Below are 24,322 nucleotides of genomic sequence, written 5' to 3'. Positions count from 1 at the left end.
AGAAAGATCAGAACAAAGATTATCGCAGTTGCGTTTATTTCTATCTTTTTGTCGGTTGGCTTAAGCGGCTTTTCAATTTATTTGTATGTGAACCCAATCCTGAGCAAACAAATTGTCAAGGATAATCAAACCATCGTAGTCAAGATTTCACAGCAGGTATCCTATCTCATGGAGGATACGGTTAATTACGCGAAAGGTATCGTGGTGAGCGACCAGGTACAAACCCTGCTCAAAAAAATGTCGGTTACGCAAGGCTACGATTATTATGTAATCAATCTTCAGCTGGAAACGATATTGAAGGAACATAGCTTGCTAAGGGACAAGACCATTGTAGATATGGTTGTCGTGGATAATCACAATAAAGTGCTTGAAATGAATGATTTGTATTCGAGCTATTTAAAAGAGGATTGGTACAATGATTTCAGGTACAACGAGGTATACAACGGAGTTTCTAAACGGCATGTTGTTTCCAATCACGCGAATACATCCCGTCTGGACGTTGTGACCTATGTGATGAATATTTACGACAAGCAAAACGCTAATGTTTATTTGGGGAAGCTGCTGATCCATCTTGATTACCATGTATTGGTGAAGCCGATGTTAATTGATCCGTCACTGGGGATGAAAATTCTTACCTTTGACAAAGATCAGAATGTCGTTTATGCCCCTGAGGATGAGACTGTCGACGCAATACCTGCGGAAATCATAAGCAAACCCCAGATATCGGAGAAGGCCATGTATAAAGACGGACAGTATTATATTATGGAGTCCTTTCCGATCTATCAATGGAAGCTATATGGTATTATTTCGGAAAATAAAATCAATGCCAATATGAAGTATATCAATTATGTATTATTATCCATCATCATGATCTGTTTGTTTATCATGTCCATCATTATTTATCCGGTAGTTACGAATGTTACCAAGCCTCTGATGAAGCTGATTCGCGGTATGAGGCAGGTTTCCAAAGGAGAGCTGCATACCCATATTGCAGTGACCAGCGGGGATGAGATTGAAGAGGTAGCTCAAGTATTCAATAAAATGGTCGAAGACATCAAAATTCTCGTAGATGAGTCGGTTTTTATGGAAAAGAAGAAGCGGGAGCTGGAGCTCAAAATGTTCATGTATCAAATTAACCCGCATTTTATTTACAATACATTAAATTCTGTTATTTATTTAGCTAGAAAGGCAGATGCTCCAGACATTGCCGCACTTACGAAAGCCTTTATATCCTTCTTGCAGAGAACAATTAAAACGCAGCCGGAAACGCTCTCTTCTATACAGGATGAGATTAAGTATATTGAAGATTATACGAAAATTCTTACATTCAGATACAATGACAGAGTTGAAGTGATTTGGGATGTTGATGAGTCCTGTAGAGCGTACAAAATTCCAAGAATGATCCTTTATCCGCTTGTAGAGAATAGTATATTTCATGGTTTATTACCTGTTTCGGAAAAAGGATGGATAAAAATTCGGATTACTCTTGAATATGGGGCTCTTTCGGTAAGTGTTGAAGATAACGGTGTAGGAATTCATAATCAACAGTTGGAGAAGCTGCGTGACCAGATGTCCTCGTTGTCCCTTCATGAAGATCTTGATCATATTGGGTTATTGAATGTTAACAATCGCCTCAAGCTGCTATATGGGGATACTAGTATTTTGAATATTGCCAGCGTTCTAAATGAAGGAACTCGGATATATTTTATGATCCCTTCAAGTTTAGCAGATCCATCAAAATAATAAAAATGTATAACTTATAATAATTTTGATACATACCCTCCGAAAAGTTGCGATGCTATATTTAAGGAAGAACGTGATTGATAAATGAGGAGGACGATGTATGAGAAGGACCGTTTTTAGATGGTTGTCCATTGTTATTCTAGCTGCGATTATGGGGTCGATGCTAGCTGCTTGCAGTAGTGAAAGTAAGCCATCCGCTGGTGCCGATGAAAAACCAGGTGCGGGAATGACGGCTAAAAAGACGGATATTAATATTTGGCTGTGGGACAAATCAGAATCCCGTACTAAGCTCAACGAGGAATTTACCAAGCTCTACCCGCAGTACAATATTGTTCTCACGGCGGTTGAGAGCAAGGATATGGCCCAAAAACTGCAGACTGCACTGGCATCTGGGGCAGATCTTCCGGATATTGCCTGGCTCGAACAAACCTATCGTGGAAAGCTGCTGTCTCTGAATATATGGGAGGACATTTCCAAAGCGCCTTATAATTTCGATAAATCTCAGGTTTTGGATTACTTGCTTCCATTGGAAACAACCGAAAGTGGTGTATATGTTGGTCCTGAAGCTCCTTCGGTAGCGGGTATGGCCTATAAACGTGCAATGGCCAAGGAATACTTTGGTACAGATGATCCGGCAGAAATGCAGAAAATATTTACGGATTGGGATACGTTTATTAAAAAAGGAATCGAAGTTAAAGAGAAATCGAATGGAAGCGCATTCATGTTTGCAAGCCTAGGTGATGCGTATGCATTTCTAAAAGGACAAACGAGTACGCCTTTCGTTCAAGGTAACAACCTTAACTTGAAGCAAGGTGCTGGACCCTTACTAGAGAAGCTTGTACAAATGAAAAAAGCGGGAATTATTGATGTACTGGATGCTAACTCCCCAGCAGCCAATGCTTCCTATACGGATAATATCCATATCTTCTATCCATGCGCCAACTGGTCGGTTGAATTTACGATCAAGACTAATGATAAGAACGGGATTGGTCGTTGGGGCTTCATGATTCCTCCTGGCGGTCCATTCCCATTGGGTGGAACGGTACAGGGAGTACCGCAAAAAGCGAAAAATAAACAAGGTGCTGTAGAGTTTATTAAATTCTTATTCCTTACCGAAAAAGGCTCTGAAGTGGCACGTGATTACAAAGGGAATTTTTCACCATTCAAGCCGATTTATGATAAGCCCGATTTCTATTCGAAAAAGGACGAACACTTTGCCGGTCAGGATGTTATGAAGGCCTTTACAACCGATGTATTTCCAAAAATCAAATCGGTACGTTTACCGAGCAAATACGATCAAGATATTGATGATTCCATCAATGTCGCCATGAAAACCATAAATGCATCCGCGAACGGCGACGTTAACGTGGAACAACTGATTAAGAAAATGGAAGGCGACCTTACCGGCAAGCAGCCGGACCTGAAGGTTCAATAAAAGCACGATACATGCATAGCAGGATGAAATGAAGGGGTTTGGGTTTAACCGCAAGCCCCTTTAGTATTCATATTATTGAACTGGAAGGTGATATTTTTGCTGCGGGTTGGAAAAAAAGCGACTCCCTATTTGATGATTACCCCTTACTTTTTCTTATATATAGCTTTTGGTTTGTTTCCCATACTCTTTTCGCTAGTGATTAGCTTAACCAAATGGGATGGTATTGGTGAAATGACCTTTATTGGTTTGAAAAACTATACTCGAATATTTACGAATGACCCGTTGTTTTATACTTCGTTGTACAACACGGTATTGATCATTGTGATTACTATCCCGTTAGAAATCATATTAGGTCTCTTACTAGCCGTTTTTTTGAAGGATTTCTTCCGTAAGTCGGGCAGTGTCCTTCAATTGATTAACTTTTTACCGTATATTACAACACCAGTAGCTATAGGGATCATATTTCAAATTCTGTTTGATTGGAAAAATGGTTCCGTTAATGTCCTATTGACGAAAATGGGCTTTGAATCCGTTTACTGGCTAGGCCTTCCGTGGGCATCGCGGGTTGTGGTAATAATTATGCAAACCTGGACGACATTTGGCTACAAGATGGTGCTGTTTTTGTCCGGTTTATCTACCATACCGGAAGAGCTTTATGAATCTGCAAAAATCGACGGCGCCAAGTGGCTGGATTGTTTTATTTATATTACCATTCCGATGCTGAAGCCCATTATGATTTTTGTTGTAACGACCAGTATCATTAACGGCTTCCGATTATTTGATGAGCCTCAGCTTCTATTTCAATCCGCATCACAGCCGATCGGTGGACCGGATCATGCAGTTCTGACCGTAGTTATGAGATATTATGATGTAGCCTTCCACAGCTTTGACTTTGGGTATGGATCTGCGATTGCTTATAGCCTTTTTATGGTCATCGCCATTATTTCTTTTATTTCAATGAAATTTATGAATCGCGGGGAGGAGGAGTCGTCACATTGATTAAATTTCTGGTAAGGCTGCCGGTATATATGTTCGTGACGATTTTATCCTTATTTTCTTTGATCCCCTTTTATACGATGATTATTATGGGAACCTATGTTAGTGAAGATTTGTATACGGGCTTCAAGATATTGCCGGGCAATTATTTAATTGAAAATTTCAAAACGGTAATGGCTCAAAACTTTCTCAACTTTTATATGAACAGCTTGTTCGTTTCCTTAACACATACGGTACTGGCGGTTTTTATCAGTGCTTTAACGGGATTCACCTTTGCCAAGTATAACTTTAAGGGGAAGAAGTTTCTGTATTATTTTATTATCGGTACTTTGATGATTCCCCCTCAATTGGGTCTGATCGGATTTGTGGTTGAAATGAGATGGCTGGGGCTCGTCAACACGCTGTATCCGTTGATCATTGGCGGTATAGCGAATGCTTTTGGCGTATTCTGGATGACTCAATACATTTCTAGTGCGGTTCCAAGTGAAATTATTGAAAGTGGCAGGCTGGATGGATGCAGTGATTTCGGTATTTTTACCCGGATTATTTTGCCAGTTATCAAGCCGGCGCTCATTACGCTTTTCATGCTATTCTTCCTGTGGTCATGGAACAATTATTTGACACCGCTTGTTCTTATCAACAAGGAGAAGCTGTATACGATACCGCTTGCCATTTCCCTGTTAAGCAGCGAATACCGAACCGATTATTCTGCTAGAATTTTGGCGCTGGCCATGTCGACGATTCCCATTCTCATTATGTTTGGTTTCGGATCCAAGCATCTGATTCGGGGACTGGTTGGAGGAAGCATTAAGGGATGAAGGTTATGGATGAATGTTTAACGGATGTATTTGAGATCCATCTATGTAAAGGGGTGAATTCATATAAAGACCATCATTAATCTAAACCAATCGTGGGAGATCAAAGCATTTGACCCATTCGAGCATTTGAATTTGGCCGGAGGTATGGATTTGGTGAACGGGTGGATAAAAACCAACGTTCCCGCTCAGGTTCACGAAATTTTGTTAAGAGAAGGCATCATCGAGGATCCGACTATATGGGGTAAAACCGAGGCATGCTTGTGGGTAGCAGAGAAGGACTGGATTTACAAGCATAGCTTTACATGTCCAGCTCCTGGCAAGAAGGCTTATTTACATTTTAAAGGGCTTGATACTTTGGTCGATATTTATTTGAATGGGAAGCATCTGGCTTATCATAACGATATGTATGTACCGATCAGGCTGGATGTCACAGGGCAGCTGGAGGAAGAAAACAGCTTGATCCTCCACTTCCATTCACCTTTTGAATTCATCAAGAATTTGCAATTGCCGGAAGCATGGATAGGGAAAATTCGGCCCAGTCGTCTTATAAGGAAAAACGAACAGGATTTCACCGATTATTTGGGGGCAAAGCCTTATTTTACGCGGATAGGCATTCATGAACCCATTTTCCTGGAAATCATCGATGAGCTTGAGCTATTGGAAACGGATATTTCAATCCGCCTTTTGGATGGATACAGGCAAGGTGTGATCAAGTTCACAGTAAGCGGGAGCGGATTTGTAGAAGGAAGCTTATTGGGATTTTCGGTTACAGCACCTAACCGTAGGATCATTACAGAACACAGCCAGTTCATCCGTTGTGCTTCTGATGGAGTATGGAGTCAAGAATGTGAGCTGACCGTCGATAATCCGCAATTGTGGTGGCCGAGGGGTTATGGGGAACAGCCGCTTTATGAGGTTACGGTAAGTGCCATAGTGAATGGTGAAGTCAAAGATACCGATGTGAGATCAATCGGCTTTAGAGAGGCTGTAATGGTATCGCCCTTTGAGTTTATTATTAATCAAAAGCCGGTTAAATTGTGGGGTGCCCAATCGGCACCGCTGCAAGGGATAACCCATTGCTGGGATAATGAGCAATCCAACAAGCTGCTGGATATGCTGGAAAATTGCAATATGAACGCCCAGAGAATTTGGGGAGGAGCGAACAAGTACGGGGACGGATTTTATGAGGAAGCCGATAGAAGGGGCATATTGATTTGGCAGGAGTTTTTTCATGATTACGGAATGTATCCGGATACGTCGGAATATCGGGATTTATGTAAAAAAGAAGCCGAGCATCAGGTTAAGCGGCTGAAGCATCACCCTTCTATTCTTTTTTGGTGTGGAGGCAATGAATGCTTTATGGGTGCGGAGTTTGTACTTCCGGGAGAGGCCTATATAGGTGGGGAAATATTTCTTGAGGATTATAAAGAGGTATGCGAAACATTGGACCCCGACAGGTATTATCATATCAACTCGCCCTACGGGGGCGCATATAGTAACGACCCGCTGCAAGGCGATACGCATAGCTATACGAATACCTGGTATGTGCCAGGAGCAGATTATCCGATTATGATTGCGGAGGAAATCAGGACATCACCACCCTCCGTTAAAAGCTTTGTGAGATTTATGGGAGAAGAAAGAGCATGGCCAGCGGAGTACAAAGGGATGATTACGAGCAAGGATAAGTATCCATGGCCAGATACGTGGACGGAACGGACATCCGCCTTTGGATGGACAAAGATTCCTCCGATTGAGCTGTTTTACGATTCGGATAGCCTGGAATCGGCTGTTTACAAATTCGGAGCTGCTCACGGCTACTATTTAAGAAAGGTACTTGAAAATAACCGCAGAGGCAAGCCAGCGGACAATCCCGATGGAGCACGGGTATGCCAAGGCCATTTTGTATGCAGATGGAATGATTCATGGCCTGTTATATATGGGAGTATGATTGATTATTACGGTGAACCATATATTCCTTATTATGCGGTTAAGAGAGCTTATGAACCTCTCCTGCTAACTTTTGACGTGCAAAACTTTATCTATCTTTGGATCGTTAACGATAGCTCTGAGGATGTAGAAGGAACTTTATACATGAAACTCTTTAATCCGAATACCAATGAGTATGTACAAGAGATCAAGAAAAGCGTCCGTGTAGCTTCGGGACAATCGAATCTGATCACCAATCTCAATGAATTTAAACAATTTTCAAGAACATATATTTTACATGCTTATTTGGTTGATGAAAACGGCGAGATCATTTCCAGAACAAATGATTTTGTAGATATTGAGAAGCATATGCGTTTTCCTGAAGCCAAGCTAAGCATGGAAATCAACGGTGATACTGTAAAGCTAACCACGGATCAATTTGCACGGAGCATCGAACTGCAAGGCGATAATGAAGGGGATGAGTTTGGCTGGTTGTTTGAGGACAACTATTTTGATCTGCTTCCCGGTGAAACCAAGCAGGTAAAGATACTAGGTAAGCACAATAAGGGGACAATTACCGCCAAGGCCTATTATTCACCATTTGCAAGTAAAGGAGAGTTTGCACGATGACGATTATCCAATATTCCGAGCGGTTGAATGAAATTGTTGAAGCCGGTGAAGGCTTGCAAAAGCTGGCTTCCGGCTTCGTCTTTTCGGAAGGGCCCGTTTGGTGCTCCCGTAAGAACCAATTGTATTTTACGGATTTCCCCAAGCACCGAATTTATACATGGAGCTATGCGTTTGGACTGCAGCTATATACGGAGCAAAGTAATAGAGCCGTGGGTCTTACCCTTGACGCGGAGGGCCGACTGCTCGCTTGTGAATCTGTAACTCGACGCATTTCACGAACAGAAGAGGACGGTACTATAGTGGGACTGGCTACTCATTTCCAAGGAAACCGCCTAAACAACACCAATGATGTCATTGTGAAGCGAGATGGAACGGTTTATTTTTCCGATCCTTACAGCACGATGCTGGGCGATACCCAAGAGCTACCGTTCAACGGTGTATTCCGCTGTGATCCGGTAACTGGCACTGTGGATTTACTTGTTGATGATTTTAAGCGGCCTAATGGTTTAGCTTTCTCACCGGATGAATCGCTATTGTACATTGATGATACAAGCAAGCAGCATATTAGGGCGTTTGATGTGGTCTCGGACGGAACCTTGAAAAATGGACGGTTGTTCGCGGAGATGGATACAGCGGCAGGTCCAGGTGCAGCGGATGGAATGAAGGTTGATCAATTGGGCAATGTGTATGTTACCGGTCCCGGAGGCGTCTGGATTTTCGCACCGTCTGGAGAAAGGTTAGGCAGAATCGAATTTCCCGAGGTCGCTGCCAATTTATGCTTCGGCTCGCCACCGGATTCACCAATAGGGACTACATTGTTTATTACGGCATCATCAGCTTTATATAGCATCAAGCTTAAGGTTTGTGGGGCTGTATAATAGCTAGTGAAGCAGCACTCAATGACGGTTCAGGACCGATCATGACGCATAGACATAATAGATAGATTTAGAGCATGGGCATACATGGGAGAGATACTTATGAAAATTACCGATGTCCAAGTGTTTAGGTTAACCGGAGCTATCGATCAGAAATGGGAGCATCAAGAACGCTCTGCCTCCCCTTTGGATATGTATTCGGAGTATAACCTGCGCAACCAGTCATCGTTGTTAGATAGCTCGAACAAGCGTTTGCCGCTTATTCGCTATTATGTGAATATTCATACGAATGAGGGTCTTGAAGGATTATATGGCCCACTTGTTTATGAGGAACAAGCGGATATCATTGTCAAGAAGCTAAGGCCTTTTCTAATTGGTCAGGATCCATTGGATATTGAACGCTTGTGGGACCAAATGAGATATGACCGGCATGGACGCAATGGTTATTACATGATGGCGCTTAGTTCGGTAGATTGTGCGCTCTGGGATTTACGCGGCAAATTTTATAATACACCTGTTTACCGATTGCTTGGCGGGCCGACGCGGACACAAATTCCGGTATATGCAAGCACACTCGGATATTCAATTGAGGCCGGGAAGGTTGGCGAGCAGGCGAAGGCTTTGGTTAAAGAGGGATATCAGGCACAAAAATGGTTTTTCAGGCACGGACCCTCCAGTGGAGGAACAGGGAAGGCGATCAATCTCAGAATGGCGCATGAAGTAAGGGAAGCGATCGGCAGCGATAACGATTTTATGCTTGACTGTTGGATGGGCTGGAATGTTCCTTATGCAGTGGATATGATGGACCAACTGCGGGATTTGCGGCCGCTTTGGCTGGAGGAGCCATTGCCACCCCATCAATTAGACGGCTATCGGGTGCTCAAAGAACGAGGAGCCATACAGCTAGCTGCAGGGGAGCATCTGTACACACGCAAAGACTTCCGGCCTTTTCTTGATCAAGGACTCTTGAGCTATGCCCAGCCAGATCCCGATTGGACCGGAGGGATTACGGAATTGCGCAAAATCGGCATACTTGCGGAAACGTTTGATGTCCAATTCGTTCCTCATGGATGCACGGTACTGCCCAACCTGCATGTCATTGCATCACTTCCGCCTTCCGTTTGCCCTTATTTGGAATATTTGGTCTTATACCAGAAGCAGCAAAGCCATTTTCACAAGGATAAGCTCATACCCGTTAATGGATTTCTTTCTTTACCTGAACAACCAGGACTTGGAATTGAACTAGATGAAAGCAGTATCGAAAGCAAAGATCAAATTACAGCATAGCTAATGTAGTTGCTTACGAAGTAAGTTTTTTGTGAAACTAGAGGGGAGAGATAAGGATGAAATATGGTTATTTGGGGCGTTCAGGCTTGAAGGTAAGTAAGCTGTGCTTGGGTACGGCAGCATTTGGTGTAGAAGGCTTGGTAACCAAAGAAAGGGAATACGCCAGCATCGGTGAGAAGGAAGCGTTCAGAATTATGGACGCCGCGCTGGATGCGGGTATTAATTTCTTCGATACCGCCAATGTTTATGGCGGCGTAAGACTTCGCGGTGAAACGATTGGACATCGGGGAGCAACTGAGGAAATTATCGGCCGCTGGTTTGCCCAAGGCGGCAACCGCCGTGAGAAAGTAGTGCTGGCTACGAAAGTAGGGCGGGTATTTGAAGAGGATGAGATCGACGGCCCGAATAAAGCGCAAGGCTTGTCCTTGTATAAAATTCGCCGACATTTCGAAGCCTCACTTAAAAGATTGCAAACCGATCATATTGAGCTTTACCAAATGCATCACGTGGATCGACATGTGCTGTGGGAGGAACTATGGGAGGCTTTCGAGGGCTTGGTGCGCCAAGGGAAGGTAGACTATATCGGGTCTTCCAATTTTGCCGGCAGAGATTTGATGAAAGCGCAAGCGGCAGCTAAAGAACGACATTTTATGGGACTTATTTCGGAGCAGCACGGATATAACCTGCTCAATCGCCTCCCTGAGCTGGATGTGCTTCCGACCGCGAAGGAACTGGGCATCGGCGTTACGATCTTTAGTCCGCTGGCCAGAGGCTTGCTTGCCCTGGATGTTATGCGCCCGATTACCCGTAAGCTTACCGATGACGCTGAAATGCTGTTGGCAACACATCGGTCGCAAATGGAGCAGTTCAGCTGCCTTTGCCGTGAGCTCGGTGAGAAGGAGGCTCATGTATCGCTGGCCTGGCTGCTTGCCCAGCCTGCTATATCCAGCCCTATAATAGGTCCTAGCAGCGTGGAAGAGCTGCAGGATACACTGCGTGCTGTTGAAATTGAGCTGGATGCATCGACGCTGAAGCAGATCGATGAGATATTCCCTGTGCCGAGCGAAGTATCCATGTTTAAAAGAACCTGATGAAGGCATGTCACGAAGTAAGTTTGGCTATGCGAAACTCTAAGGAGGGACATCAATGAAATACGGGTATTTGGGGCGTTCAGGCTTGAAGGTGAGCCGGCTATGCCTAGGTACGGCAGCTTTCGGGGGCATGGGGTCCAAAGAAGGGGAATACGGAAGCATCAGCGAGCAAGAAGCGTTTCGAATCATGGACGCGGCGCTGGATGCCGGAATTAATTTTTTCGACACGGCTAATGTTTACGGCGGTGTCGGGCACCGCGGAGAAGCTGAGGAAATCATAGGGCGATGGATTGCCCAAGGTGGTAACCGCCGTGAGCGTGTAGTTTTGGGCACCAAAGTCGGACGTGTATTTGAACAGGATGAACTTGACGGTCCCAACAAAGCTCAGGGCTTATCCTTGTACAAAATCCGCCGCCACGTTGAGGCATCGCTAAAAAGGCTGCAAACCGATCATATCGAGCTTTATCAAATGCACCATGTGGATCGGCATGTGTTGTGGGAGGAATTATGGGAAGCTTTCGAGGGCTTGGTACGCCAGGGGAAGGTGGACTATATCGGCTCCTCGAATTTTGCCGGCAGAGACTTGATGAGAGCGCAGTCGGCAGCCAAGGAAAGACGATTCTCAGGGCTTGTTTCGGAGCAGCATGGATATAACCTGCTTAATCGTTTCCCAGAATTGGACGTGCTTCCGACAGCGAAGGAATTAGGAATCGGGGTTACCATCTTTAGTCCGCTGGCGAGAGGCTTGCTGGCAACCGATGTAACTGCTCCGATTACCCGATCCCTCACGGCCGACGCCCAGATGCTATTGGAGACGCATCGGTCGCAAATGGAGCAGTTCAGCAGCCTATGCCGCGAGCTCGGCGAGAAGGAGGCCCACGTATCGCTGGCCTGGCTGCTTACCAATCCGGCTATCGTCAGCCCGATTATAGGTCCGAGCAGCGTACAAGAGCTGGAGGATAATCTGCGAGCCGTTGAAATCAAGCTGGAGGAATCCGTGCTGCAACGAATTGATCAGATTTTTCCGATTCCGCAAGAAGTGTCCATGTTTAAAAAAACCTGATTCATTTCCTATGTATCAGCCTAAAAAGGATGGTATTGAACATGTCGAATAATTGCCCTTGTACGATAAAGGAAACCATGGTTTCCTCTATAAAAGTCGTGTATTTGGAAAATGAGCTACTGCGGGCCAGTATTTTGGTGGGAAAAGGAGCTGATGTATTTGAATTGATTTATAAGCCGCTGCAGATAGATGTTCTTCTGAAGACGAATAAGGGGCTGGCGGTTTTTGACAATAGGAACCTTTCCGAACAAAGATTAAAGATGTACTCGGAGCTATATGCAGGGGGGTGGCAGGATTGCCTTCCGCATCGGGCGCGGTATGAGCATATCGATATCACACAAGAAACAGGCGGTATCGCAGCCACGCTGCCATGGGAATACGAGATTACTCAAAATAACGCTGAAGCGGCAAGTATTCTCTGCTTCGTTCAATTGCCGGACATCCCCCTGTATATTGAAAAGTCGTTCACGTTGAAGCGCGGAGATTCCCATTTATATATAGGAATACGAATCCGTAATCAAGGAAGCTCAGCCGTCAAATTTACATGGACGCAGCATCCCGCATTCGGAGGACAATTTCTTGACGAGAATGTTACTATAGAAGTTCCAGACTGCGTAGCGTTTCATCCGAGAAGCTATGACCGCGCGTTCAAGGACGATTTAGCCCGGTTTGAGGAGCCGATAGACCGAATAACATTGCCCTCAGGAAATACCAGAAACATCCAAGAGGTAATGCCAAAAAATTCAAACGAACAATTTTTTATTGTGTTAAAAAATATTCGTGAGCCTTGGGCCAAGCTGATTAACCATAAAAAAGGAGTCGGTGTGCTGCTCAAGTGGCAATTGGATGCATTTCCGTATATAAGATACTGGAGTAACAATGTCAGCACCATGTATACGATAGGAATTGAACCCTCAAATGACGCATTTTCGTCCTTCGACGATTCATTGGAGCACGGCACGTTTCGTGAGCTTCAGCCAAATGAGGAATATGCTACTATGCTACAATGTGAAATTTTTGATACAGAACGATTGAAAGGGGCAAAGGTGCTATGACAATTACCGCAGCGTTTCGGGAAGATTCTCCGATGTTAAGCTTTGCTTTTAACAAGTTAAAGGAAGCGATGAATACGATTGGAGAGAGACTAGAATTTGTAAAATTGAACGATTCGAAGCACACAGACGTTATCATAACAAGCTGCGAGGAAGAAGCTGCTTGGTTTGGGTTAGCAATCGATCCCCTGGTCGAACAGGAAGGTTTTGAAATTCGGAGGTTTCTTCATAAAGGAATCACGACGCTTTTTGTATTGGCACAAGATGAGTCTGGAGCGATGTACGGAACGCTTGAACTCGCAGAGCGGCTCCAGCAATACGGCAGCCTAACCGCTATTCCAGAGGTTATCATCAATGCTAAATTTACATTTCGAGCTCTAAAATTTAATCTTCCTTGGTCAAGCTACCGGATGCATGAATGCTTTGACGTGCAGACGGAAACCGTTCGTGATCTCGCGTTTTGGCAAAGGTTTCTCGACATGATGGCGGGAAATCGGTTCAATGTGCTGACTCTTTGGAATCTTCATCCATTTCCATACATGATCAGATCGACCCATTTTCCCCAAGCGACTCCATTTTCCGATGAAGAACTATTGGAATGGAAGCATTATTGGACCACGTTGTTTCGGATGGCCAAGGATCGTGGTATCGAAGTCTATATGATCAACTGGAATATATTTGTGTCGGAGGCTTTTAAGGAGCATTATGATGAGAATGCCATTGATGATCAACAATTTTACTTTGGTGATGCTTATTCCACTGAGCAGATTAAACAGTACACCCGTGAAAGTGTTACCCAGCTCATAAACGAGTATCCTGATTTAACCGGGTTAGGCATCTCTCTAGGGGAAAGAATGCATGATATGTCTCCGCAAGACAGGCAGGACTGGATCGAAGACGTTTACTATGAAGGGATGAAGCAAGCCGAACGACCGGTTAAATTCATTCACCGTGCACCATTTTCCGTAGATCCTTTAGTTACCAGAACCTCGATAGAAAACAATGGGTTTTTGCCTGAACCAGTTTGGGTCGAAGTGAAATTCAACTGGTCGCATGCTTATTCCTCCCCGAGGCTTCTTTTGACACATGGAGGCTCCAATGGAATGGAAGGATACTGGAACCCGCCTCCCCAGAATTATAAAATCACCTGGATGGTTCGCAATGAAGATTTCTTTACGCTTCGCTGGGCGCAGTCTGATTTTATCCGTGAACATATAGCAGAGAATGCCCAGGATTATGTTGGTGGTTACTTTGTCGGGTCTGAGTGTTTTATACCGGCAATCGATTACTCCCATATTGAAGGAAGCTCGCATATGGATTGGACCTATGCCTTTGAGAAGCATTGGCTTTACTACATGATGTGGGGCAGATTGTTGTACGACCCTTCGACACCCGACCTTGTTTTTTCGGATGCTCTAGGTAAACGTCACGGAAAGTCCGTAGGCGGCCCGATGCTTGAAGCCTATTCCTTGGTTTGCAAAATGCCGATGGCACTCGCTTCATTTTTCTCGTTTACCTGGGATTTCACCTTATATGCAGAAGGCTTTATAGCAACGGATCGAGCCGAGTACAACTCGGGCAAGTCGTTTATTTCTTTACAGGATTTGCTGGATAGCACGCCATTCGACCCCGCCTTCTTATCACTCGGAGCCTATGTGGACCGGTTGATAAATAATCAACCTATGGATGGCTTCATCACACCTCTTCAGTTGGCCGAAACCTTGGAAGCGGATGCTAAGCATGGATTGGCATTGCTGCAATCGATTGTTAACGCAGCTCCTACCCTTTGCTGTGAAAAAGCAGATATTGAGGCGTGGGCTCGATTGAGTCTTTATTTTGCGGATAAGCTTCGGGCAGGAGTATGTTATGAGTTGTATAAGAGGACAGGTGATGAATCGGAACGTCAGAAAGCAGAACAATGGCTCAAGGCTCCCCATGCTGCGAAGCATTGGGAAGACCTGATTAAAGTAACAAACTCGCATTACCATGAGCAGCCATTGATGCATCTTGGAGAAACGCCGTTTACGTGGGAGCTATTCCGTCCGCAAATCATGGAAGATATCGCCTTTGTGAGCGCAGAGATCGATATGGGCCGTTGAAAGTCATCGCTCGTGTATAAGGTCAACCAAGCTGTTGGGGTTGACCTTTTTTTCTGTAAAGCTTTATGATTTCTGCTGGCTTTTTGAGGATACCAACAACGCTCTAAAAATACTTCGGGCTATCAAATCAGCCATAAGCATAACCACGTGAAGTCGAGTGCTTTGAAGTACGAGATGCTCCATTAGACCCCCAACGTTCACAATGCCTGCTATATGGATGTCTCCAACTGGGGACAATACTTTGTTGACACCTCTTCCTGGATAAATAGGACCTTCGGCAAGATGAATGATCCCAACGTTGGAAGATTGACCGAGACAGGAGTCAATACCGATAATGAAGGGATCGCAGATATTTCGGTGAAGCTGTTCAAGTGTTCTGTCCAAATTCAACGCTTGAACAGGCTCCGCCAATGTACCGAACAAATCGAATAAGGATGAGCGATATTTGTGGAGTGCAAAGCCTACGAGCGGACCTAATGAATCACCGGTGGAACGGTCAGTTCCAATGCAAACGATTACAACTCTACGGCTGGGATGAAGCTCCTCGAAAATAGCAATCAGTCTTCTAGTTAGTTGGTGGGAGGCTGTAGGATGGGTATAAGGTACTCTAAACACATCGCATAGGGGTGCAGTTTTCATAGAACCTCCTCCTTCGGATCATATAACGTGGATATATTCAGTTCTCAAGTTGTCGGTTATCACTATGAATTATATCTATCATTATACGATCGCTTTAAAAAATAGGATGTCACTTCCTACCCTCAACTTACCACTTCTTTTGTCGAATCTAAGAGCGGCAGATTACTCAACAAACTTATTATCCACTGAACTTTTAGTAGGGTTTGTTTTCAAATCCAAGGAAGTAGTATAAGATAAGACGGGAGAACCTCTTAGTAGAAGCACATGGGGGTTATTTTACTACTAGAGCAGTAAGGTGGATAGAAAGCATGCAGCGTCTATTATTCTGGCTCAAATATACGATGAAAAATTCTCAATCACGATTGCTTGTCATCCTGACCTTGGTCATATCGATTTTGATTCTTTCACTAGGCCTGGCGTCATACGTAATATCTAAAAGCATCCTGCAGAAGGAAGTCGCACTTCCAGAGCTGACTAAATTAACCATAGACCGTGACTTGACGGACCAGTTTGTAAAAAATATAGACATGACAGCCGTGCAGATCATTCTTCATTCAGCAACTCTTGAATTTTTGCAAAGCAACAACGATGATTATAATAAAATAACGAATATGACCGACTTTCTTAATGCGGCAAGCATTTCACACAATATTGAATCCATTTATATTTATGATATAGAGAAGGAAAGAATTGCTGCAAGTAATCCGGTTGGTTATATTTCGAACATGAATCTCTTGGCAGATCGCGAATGGCTTAAGGATATTCCATCGATCACGGGTATGATTGTGAAAGAAAGGCTAAATAAAAACCGGAATGAGATGAATATTTCCTTATTCAGGCCGATCATTTTGAATGCTCAGAAAAAAGGTATTCTGATCATAAATATACCTATCCCCAAAATTTTTTCTAATCAAATTTATATTGAAAATGATTTAGGGCGGAGCCATTTTGTATTTGATGCTGCTTTAGCACCTATTCTGATTAAGAATGCCACGGATCTTCAAGAAACAGAGCTGGGTGATGTTGTGAAAGCAGTAGAGGCAACCAATCATACCTCATTTTATAGTAACGGAAATAAATATTTGCTTTATATGTTGAAATCGGACTACACCAACTGGAGCTTTGTTTCAGTTTTACCTGAGGATACCCTGTTTAAGGGTATATATTGGCTTCGTAACATTGTTCTGTTAGTTTCTATTCTGTTTGCCATCTTGAGTGTAGCGCTCATCCTGATAACGAATAACAAGATGCTAGGTCCTATCAGAAGGATGAGGAAGCTTTTAATTCCGATTGAAAAAACGTACAATGAGCCCGAATTGCTTGATTTAGAAAAATTAACAACCAAAATTTTAAACGATCACTCTTTTATGTTTAAACAAATCAAAACCAGCATGCCAGAAATTCGCAAGAGATTTCTTGAGGATGCCTGCTTCGAACAAGCGGATTCCGTGGAGCTATATCAAAAATGGAAGGATCATTTTGCAGAGTGGCAGCAAGGGCCCCTGTATATAGCTGTTGTGTCTATCGATCATTATCGGGAGTGGTCGAATCGTTATACCCCGGAGGATTCCGAATTAATGTTATATGCTTTGGGGAATATTACCCAGGAATGCTTCAATGAAAGCTGCCTGAGCATTATGGTTCAGCAAGGGAAAGAAGGCTTTTACTTACTTTTACAGCCTAAAGATGAAGACACGAAAGAATTGCAACTAATAGGCGACAGGGTGATCGCTGAAGCACAAAAATATTTGAAAATGTCCGTATCGATCGGACTCAGTGAGGCGACCCGCGATGTTTTACATTTATCGCAGTCTTACCGGCAATCCAATGCCGCTTTATCTGAACGGCTAAATAGGGGATACGGACAGATTCACATCGCTTTAACACAGGACGAAAGCCAAATGGCAGAGATTGATGAAGCTTTCATTCAAGCTATCAACCAGCCCCTCCAAACTGGCAACGACTCACAGGTGTGGGTCGGGGTCGACTGTCTATTCAACGCTATCTCGGATATTGCTTATTCGCCGGCGACGGCGATAGCTGCCCTCGAAAGGCTACAGATTTCATTGGAGAAAACAGCCGAGGGATTCGGTAGACCGATTATGGCGGCTATGAAGCCTTATTTTTATCCCAAAATTAACTCTATGGATATCCATGATTTGAGAAACTATTTTAATGAAATAATCAGTCAAATTTTATCCAGATTCCACGAAAAACAGGTAAGTAAAACGAATATGGCGATTCAAGGGTTAATTGACTATATGCAGGAGCATCTTAGTGAAAATATCGGAGTCAAGGATATAGCGGATTCATCGCAGATTAGTGTTTATCAGGCTAACCAGTTGTTTAAGCAGGAAACCGGACAAACGGTTTATGATTATCTCACGAAGCTGAGGATTGAGCATTCCGAAATGCTTCTTAGGGATACCGATTACAAAATTTTTGAAATCGCTGAAATGGTCGGTTATCAGAATGAGAATAGCTTTATTCGAGTCTTTAGAAATATGAAGAACAAGACACCAGGTAAGTACAGGGATTGGTTGAAAGAACAGTCAGAATAGCGTTTAAAAGGGTCTTCTCAAGGGAATATGCTTAAATTAAACCGGTATGCTTATATTAAAAAGCTCCGGTTTTTTGCTATTTGCATATGGCTGGGAATATGAACCGTTGCCTGCATATCCACATTCGATTAGGATTTGAGTGACAGAAGCTTTACAACAATTATTAGATACGAGGGGCAGGTTTATCATGAAAAAAAATCAAAAGCAAAAAAGTATTCTATTAATGGCTGCTTGTTTGGTACTAACAGGAGCACTTGCGGCTTGCAGTAACACTGAGACTGAGAAGAGTTCGGCGCCGGGCGGCCCTAACGCATCAGACGGTCCGGGTGCGATTCGTATTATTAAGGGACCGATTGATCCAGACTCTACACCTTCTGATGCTGATGTCAAATATGTATCCGACAAGATCGGCGTTAATTTGAAAATCGAAACCTTCCCGTGGAATGACTACACTCAAAAGGTTCAGACATTAATCGCCTCCGGGGATCTTCCTGATCTTATAAGACCGAATGGACAAGGCGGTAATATCGACCAAATCATGATTAAGCAAGGAGCGGCACTGGCGCTTGACGAGTTGCTTCCTAAATATGCTCCTAACCTATGGAAGACGATGCCTAATGAAGCTTGGGGTAAAGTGCGTGCGGCATCTCCGGACGGTAAAATTTACTACATTCCTAAATACGATCTCTTTCCAAGATTAGGCATTATGATGCGTAAGGATTGGCTTGATGCAGTTGGTATGAAACCACCGACAACGCAAGCAGAGCTCGTAGAGGTACTGAAAGCGTTCCGTGACAAGGATCCTAACGGTAACGGACAAAAGGATGAGCTGCCAACTAGCGGACGCGAAGGCGGACGATGGATGGATGAATTGTTTTCCATGTATGGAATTGGGATGTATGAAGGTTTTCCGGATTGGAATTTAGTCGATGGGAAGCTCGTATACTCAGGTGTAACTCCCAATATGAAAGCAGCTTTGCAGTTTATAAACACCCTTTATAAAGAGAAGCTTCTGGATAATGAAACATTTTTGAATAAAAGCGATACATGGTCTGCCAAAATTAAAAATGACCAAGTGGGCATGTGGTACCATATCCCTAGCGAAGGAACATTGAACTTTAATGCGATGAAGCAGAAAAACCCGAAAGCCGAAGTCATTGTCATCCCTGTTCCTAAGGTGGAAGGCTACGAAGGCTTTATCTCGCAAAAAGCAATGGGCTTCGTTGATTATATGATTCCGAAGAGTGCGGAGAAAAACGCGGCTAACGTGTTGAAATATTTGGATTGGTGGTATACCGAAGAAGGACAGAACTTCCAATTATACGGTCAAGAGAACCAAACATGGGTCAAAGAAAACGGACAAGTGAAGTATATGCCTGAAAAAGACACACCGGCTCAAATTAAATCCAGAGAATTCGCTTTAAGCGGCTTATCTTTTTGGGATCTGAGCTTCCGCAAAAAAATTGTTGCTATTAACCAATCAGAATATGGCAAAAAAATTCCAGCTATGTGGGAAGTATCCCAACCTGCGCAAAAGCTACTTCCTGCGGACGGCATGCCTAACAGCGTCTACGAGGGCTTCGGGGATATCGGTACTCACAAGATTTTCCAAGAATATGCCATCAAGATCATTATGGGTGACTATCCAATCGAAAAGTTTGACGAGTTTGTAGAAAAATGGGAAAAATCCGGTGGTGATGAAGTTACCAAGAAGGCAAATGAATGGTACTCGGTAGTAAATAAAAAATAAAAAGACAAGGTCATATTTCTAAAAGTACGGTGAACAACTTAGTGGAGGCTGCCATGTGGTTTGGAGATAGTGTTGCGGTGCCTTTGTCCGAAGGACAACAGCAATCGGAAAACCACATGGCAAGCTGCAACGGCAAGTTGTTCAACAGACTTCTTGTGGAATATGGCCTTAACCTTGCCTACGATAGGAGGACGGACCTTGGAAACCGCAATTTCACAGCCGCAGCACACCCGTTCCGGAAAAAAGAAGGAGACCTTAAGTCGGAATCTTTTTGAAAATATAAAAAAGCATTGGGCGCTTTATTTATTGGCTTTGCCAGGCGTTTTATGGTTTTTGGTTTTTCGTTATGTTCCTGTACTCGGTTCCTTAATCGCTTTTCAGGATTACCAAATCTTTAACGGCTTTTGGAAAAGTCCATGGGTGGGCTTTAAACACTTCGAGTTTATGTTTAACTACCCCGAGTTCATAAGTATTTTACGTAATACGCTGCTTATTGCTTTATATCAATTAGTGTTCGGTTTTCCGGCTCCCTTGGTGCTGGCGTTGCTGCTTAACGAAGCCAAACAGAAGTTTTTTAAGCGGACGGTACAAACTTTTTTCTATCTTCCGCATTTTCTTTCCTGGGTTATTATAGGGGGTATCATGTTCGAGGTATTGTCAACCCATGGGGTGATGAATAAGCTCGTAGCCTTATTTGGTGGCGATCCGATCCTGTTTATGCAAAAGGAACAGTATTACCGTACCATAGTTACCATTTCTTCGATATGGAAAGAAGTAGGTTGGAACGCCATTATTTATATGGCCGCTTTAACCGGAATTAACCCTAATCTTTATGAAGCAGCAACTGTGGATGGAGCAGGAAAGTGGAGACAGTTGTTTTCTATAACCTTACCTTCTTTGGCTCCTACCATCATGATTTTGTTTTTGATCAAAATCGGTAATTTTATGGAGCTTGGCTTCGAGCAATCGTATGTTTTATTGACACCGATGACTTTTTCTGTAGGCGATATATTGGATACTTATGTATTCCGTTCGGGCGTGCAGGAAGGAAACTATAGCGTGACTACAGCGATAGGATTGTTCAAATCGTTGATTGGATTTATCCTTTTATATGGCGCAAATCATTTATCCAAGCGAACAACGGGGCAAGGTCTTTTCTAGGGAGGGACGAAAGTTTATGATAAAAAGATCGTTTGGCGAGAGTTTATTTCAGTATTCCAACTATTTCATATTGTTGGTCGTTTCTTTAACCATGTTTCTGCCGTTGGTTCATGTGGCGGCGATTTCTTTAAGCTCTCCGATTCAGGTAGAGGGAAGACATGTTGCCTTCTGGCCTATTGAGTTTACGCTAGCGTCGTATCAATTTATATTGGCCAAAAATGATTTGTGGATGGCACTCGGCGTTAATCTTTTCGTTACGGTAGTGGGTACTTTGTTTAGTATGCTGATTACAGTCATGCTTGCTTATGCACTATCCAAATCCGAATTTAAAATGACTAAAATGATCATGGTAGGCATTGTATTTACAATGATTTTTCAACCCCCGATGATCCCTTACTTTTTGACGATAAAAGGCCTTGGCATGCTTGACAGCATATGGGCTTTAATCATTCCAAGCGGTATATCTGCATTTAACCTGATTATTGTGAGAACCTTTTTTCAACAAATACCGGGCGAAATTGGAGAGGCTGCCAAGATGGACGGCTGTGGCGATTTCCGCACTTTGTTCAGCATTGTTCTGCCCTTGTCTAAGCCGGTCATGGCGACTGTGGGCCTATTTTATGCCGTTTCCTATTGGAACATTTTTTATCATGCCATATTGTTCATCCGAAATACGAAGCTGTATCCGCTACAGCTAAAAGTAAGAGAATATATCGTCAACCAAGAAACGATCATGGGATCTTTAAGCAATGTAATGCTTCCGTATAATCCCGAAACCTTGCAGACGGCAGTTATTATTTTCTCAACGCTGCCTATCGTTCTCGTGTATCCCTATTTGCAAAAATATTTCATACAAGGTGCAACCTTGGGATCCGTGAAGGAGTAGGAGGAAATCATGGTGTCTAAAAATGTTGAGATCAATGTGGATTGGCCGCAATTTCTTGCCAAGCATGATATGATTTGGGATAATTGCCCAGAGAAGTGGGAAGATAGCCCTTTTATGGGCAACGGCTTGATGGGAGCAATGCTGTTCAAGGAGCCGGGGATGGCTGCTTGGCATCTGGAGGTTTATCGTAGTGATGTGCAGGATCACCGTGATGATTCCCACGGAAGTCCGGGATTTAGCAGAGCCAGACTTCCTATTGGACACTTTCTACTGCATTTCGAGGGTAATGTTACCGGCTGTCAGTTGAGGCTTGACCTATGGAATGCAGAGCTTCATGGAAGTATTTTCACAGATACAGGCCGGGTCGATATGAAGGCAATCGTCCATTCGGATGAAATGGCTGTTTTTGTGGAAATAATCCCGGATCAAGGGGAAATGGATTGCTCTTGGCAATGGGTTGCCGCCGAAGCGATAAGTCCCCGCCAATCCTATGGCCTGCGGCATGGAGACCCTACGAGAACGTTAAACTCTTATATGCCTAATCCGCAAAGCTTGTCCCGAAGAGAGGGGGATATATCGTTATCGGTCCAGCCCTTATTAGCAGGTGGACTAACGGCTGCGGCCTGGATAGAACAACCGACGGATACCGGACGAATGCTGATTGTAGCTGTGACCCACAGCTATCCGGATGAAAGCGCCGATAAAGATGCGGTGGCAACGGTCAAGCAACTTGCAGCGATTGCACCGGAAGAACTATGGGGGTCACACCGCCGTTCTTGGCACCAGTATTATCCTCTAAGCTTTGTATCCTTTTCGGACACGCAGCTGGAGAGCTTTTATTGGATTCAAATGTACAAATTATTTTCGGCAACACGGGCGGATCGGGCCCTTATCGATAACCAAGGACCATGGCTGGACGAAACACCATGGCCTTATGCTACTTGGAATTTGAATGTTCAATTAAGCTATTGGCCGCTGTTCGCGTCCAACCGTTTACCATTGGCACAATCGTTATGGAGAACCTTACATAGCGGATTAGATAGCTTAATAAGCAACGTAGCGGAACCATACCGCCACGATTCGGCAGGTATTCCAACATCGACAGCGTTGGATTTGATGGCTCCTGTAGTGGTTCCGGGAACTGTGCAATCCGGCTTCGCAGAGGCGGGGAACTTGACTTGGGCAATGCATAATTGCTGGCTTTATTACCGAATGACCCTGGATGACAGCTATCTCGAAGAGGTGCTTTATCCGTTATTGCGGCGTTCTATTAACTATTATCTGCACTTTTTATATGAGGATGAAGAGCAAAAGCTGCACTTATTGGCGACATCCTCACCCGAATACGGCGTAGTGATGGAAGATTGTAATTATGATCTGTCTCTGTTGAGGTGGGGCTGCGAAGCTCTCATTTACAGCTGCAAGCGACTCGGTATCAACGACGACCTATTAGGAAGATGGCACGAGGTACTGGATACGCTTACTGAATACCCCGAGGACGAAAGTGAGGGCTTTCTGATCGGCAGAGATCAATCCTATGAGAAATCCCATCGCCATTACTCTCATTTACTGATGATTTATCCGTTATACTTAATACACGCTGAACAACCGGGCAGTAGAGAACGGATAGAGAAATCACTTCGACATTGGCAGAGCAAGCCGGAATATTTGGAAGGCTATTCGTGTACGGGATCTGCTTCCATATCGGCCGCGCTTGGCGACGGCAATCAGGCTCTAGCTTATTTAAAACGGCTTTGGGGAGGCTTTTTGTCACCGACAACGATGTACCGAGAGCTCGGGCCCGTTATTGAAACCCCACTCTCTGCTGCGCAGTCGATCCATGATATGCTTCTCCAAAGCTGGGGTAACACGATTCGTGTGTTTCCTGCAGCACCCGAAGCTTGGAAGGACATAACCATTCATAATATGCGTGCGGAAGGAGGCTTCCTTGTAAGCGCTGTTAGAAGGGAAGGCGTTACTCAGTTTGTTCGGATTCAAAGTCTAGCTGGAGAGCCTTGCCTTGTAAAAACGGGCATTTCAGAGCCCTTTACAATTTTCACTGGTACTGAGATGCCGCTAGAGCATCTAGAGGATGGCCTGATCCGGCTTCAGCTGCTAAAGGGTGAGGAAATCGTATTTTCTCTGGAGCAAGACAATGAATGGATCATTGGCCCGTGCATTTCTGATGCAGAAGCGATTAATAGCTACGGGTTAAATGCTAGAACAAGGATTGAAAGAAACCACGGGCGTAACCCGGAATTGTAAAGGAACATTCGTGATACTGCGCCTCAGAAGGAATGGTTCCGAAAG

General features: G+C 44.0%; 17 protein-coding genes. 16 read left to right on the top strand and 1 reads right to left on the bottom strand.

The window, feature by feature from the left end; genetic code table 11:
- The first annotated feature begins 87 nt into the window (after nt 1–87).
- From G9U52_RS41340 to G9U52_RS08340, 11 genes are all read left to right on the top strand, one after another.
- Complete coding sequence (locus tag G9U52_RS41340; protein WP_207952860.1) at nt 88–1,743, top strand: sensor histidine kinase; 1,656 nt, start codon at nt 88–90, stop codon at nt 1,741–1,743.
- Between the two features lie 100 nt (nt 1,744–1,843).
- The gene (locus G9U52_RS08385) at nt 1,844–3,178 is read left to right on the top strand and encodes an ABC transporter substrate-binding protein (RefSeq protein ID WP_166148353.1); all 1,335 of its coding nucleotides are present in this window, start codon (nt 1,844–1,846) and stop codon (nt 3,176–3,178) included.
- 75 nt (nt 3,179–3,253) lie between these two features.
- A complete protein-coding gene (locus G9U52_RS08380; RefSeq protein ID WP_207952859.1) occupies nt 3,254–4,177 on the top strand; it encodes a carbohydrate ABC transporter permease in 924 nt (307 codons plus the stop codon).
- Nucleotides 4,174–4,992 carry a carbohydrate ABC transporter permease gene (locus G9U52_RS08375; protein ID WP_243767229.1) on the top strand — a complete coding sequence of 273 codons (819 nt, stop codon included), beginning with the start codon at nt 4,174–4,176 and terminating at the stop codon, nt 4,990–4,992. The genes G9U52_RS08380 and G9U52_RS08375 overlap by 4 nt, the downstream gene beginning before the upstream one ends.
- Nucleotides 4,993–5,145: 153 nt before the next feature.
- Complete coding sequence (locus G9U52_RS08370; protein WP_166148351.1) at nt 5,146–7,548, top strand: beta-mannosidase; 2,403 nt, start codon at nt 5,146–5,148, stop codon at nt 7,546–7,548.
- Nucleotides 7,545–8,426 (top strand): SMP-30/gluconolactonase/LRE family protein, encoded by an 882-nt coding sequence (locus G9U52_RS08365; RefSeq protein WP_166148349.1) that lies wholly within the window; start codon nt 7,545–7,547, stop codon nt 8,424–8,426. Before G9U52_RS08370 ends, G9U52_RS08365 begins: the two co-directional genes overlap by 4 nt.
- A 99-nt stretch (nt 8,427–8,525) precedes the next feature.
- The gene (locus G9U52_RS08360) at nt 8,526–9,710 is read left to right on the top strand and encodes an enolase C-terminal domain-like protein (protein ID WP_166148347.1); all 1,185 of its coding nucleotides are present in this window, start codon (nt 8,526–8,528) and stop codon (nt 9,708–9,710) included.
- Nucleotides 9,711–9,766: 56 nt separating this feature from the next.
- Nucleotides 9,767–10,801, top strand: coding sequence for an aldo/keto reductase (locus tag G9U52_RS08355; RefSeq protein WP_166148345.1), 1,035 nt, complete (start codon nt 9,767–9,769; stop codon nt 10,799–10,801).
- Nucleotides 10,802–10,856: 55 nt separating this feature from the next.
- On the top strand, nt 10,857–11,864 hold the full coding sequence (locus tag G9U52_RS08350; protein WP_166148343.1) for an aldo/keto reductase: 1,008 nt from the start codon (nt 10,857–10,859) through the stop codon (nt 11,862–11,864).
- A gap of 41 nt (nt 11,865–11,905) precedes the next feature.
- Nucleotides 11,906–12,919: a DUF4432 family protein gene (locus G9U52_RS08345; RefSeq protein ID WP_166148341.1), complete on the top strand. Its 1,014-nt coding sequence runs from the start codon at nt 11,906–11,908 to the stop codon at nt 12,917–12,919.
- Complete coding sequence (locus G9U52_RS08340) at nt 12,916–15,015, top strand: hypothetical protein (RefSeq protein ID WP_166148339.1); 2,100 nt, start codon at nt 12,916–12,918, stop codon at nt 15,013–15,015. Before G9U52_RS08345 ends, G9U52_RS08340 begins: the two co-directional genes overlap by 4 nt.
- Before the next feature lie 63 nt (nt 15,016–15,078).
- Here G9U52_RS08340 and yyaC read toward each other — a convergent pair whose 3' ends face one another.
- The gene (gene yyaC, locus G9U52_RS08335; RefSeq protein WP_166148337.1) at nt 15,079–15,654 is read right to left on the bottom strand and encodes a spore protease YyaC; all 576 of its coding nucleotides are present in this window, start codon (nt 15,652–15,654) and stop codon (nt 15,079–15,081) included.
- Nucleotides 15,655–15,962: 308 nt separating this feature from the next.
- Between yyaC and G9U52_RS08330 the strand changes: the two genes are divergently transcribed.
- From G9U52_RS08330 to G9U52_RS08310, 5 genes are all read left to right on the top strand, one after another.
- Nucleotides 15,963–18,215, top strand: coding sequence for a helix-turn-helix domain-containing protein (locus G9U52_RS08330; RefSeq protein ID WP_166148334.1), 2,253 nt, complete (start codon nt 15,963–15,965; stop codon nt 18,213–18,215).
- A 187-nt stretch (nt 18,216–18,402) separates the two neighbouring features.
- Nucleotides 18,403–19,965, top strand: coding sequence for an extracellular solute-binding protein (locus G9U52_RS08325; RefSeq protein WP_166148332.1), 1,563 nt, complete (start codon nt 18,403–18,405; stop codon nt 19,963–19,965).
- Between the two features lie 198 nt (nt 19,966–20,163).
- The gene (locus G9U52_RS08320) at nt 20,164–21,126 is read left to right on the top strand and encodes an ABC transporter permease (RefSeq protein ID WP_243767228.1); all 963 of its coding nucleotides are present in this window, start codon (nt 20,164–20,166) and stop codon (nt 21,124–21,126) included.
- A 16-nt stretch (nt 21,127–21,142) separates the two neighbouring features.
- Nucleotides 21,143–22,012: a carbohydrate ABC transporter permease gene (locus G9U52_RS08315; protein WP_207952858.1), complete on the top strand. Its 870-nt coding sequence runs from the start codon at nt 21,143–21,145 to the stop codon at nt 22,010–22,012.
- Between the two features lie 9 nt (nt 22,013–22,021).
- Complete coding sequence (locus G9U52_RS08310) at nt 22,022–24,277, top strand: glycosyl hydrolase family 95 catalytic domain-containing protein (protein WP_166148330.1); 2,256 nt, start codon at nt 22,022–22,024, stop codon at nt 24,275–24,277.
- Nucleotides 24,278–24,322 lie beyond the last annotated feature (45 nt).

Origin of the sequence: Paenibacillus agricola, from assembly GCF_011440305.1 — a bacterium.
GTDB classification, from domain to species: Bacteria; Bacillota; Bacilli; order Paenibacillales; family NBRC-103111; genus Paenibacillus_S; species Paenibacillus_S agricola.
This window is presented reverse-complemented; position numbering and strand designations above follow the sequence as displayed.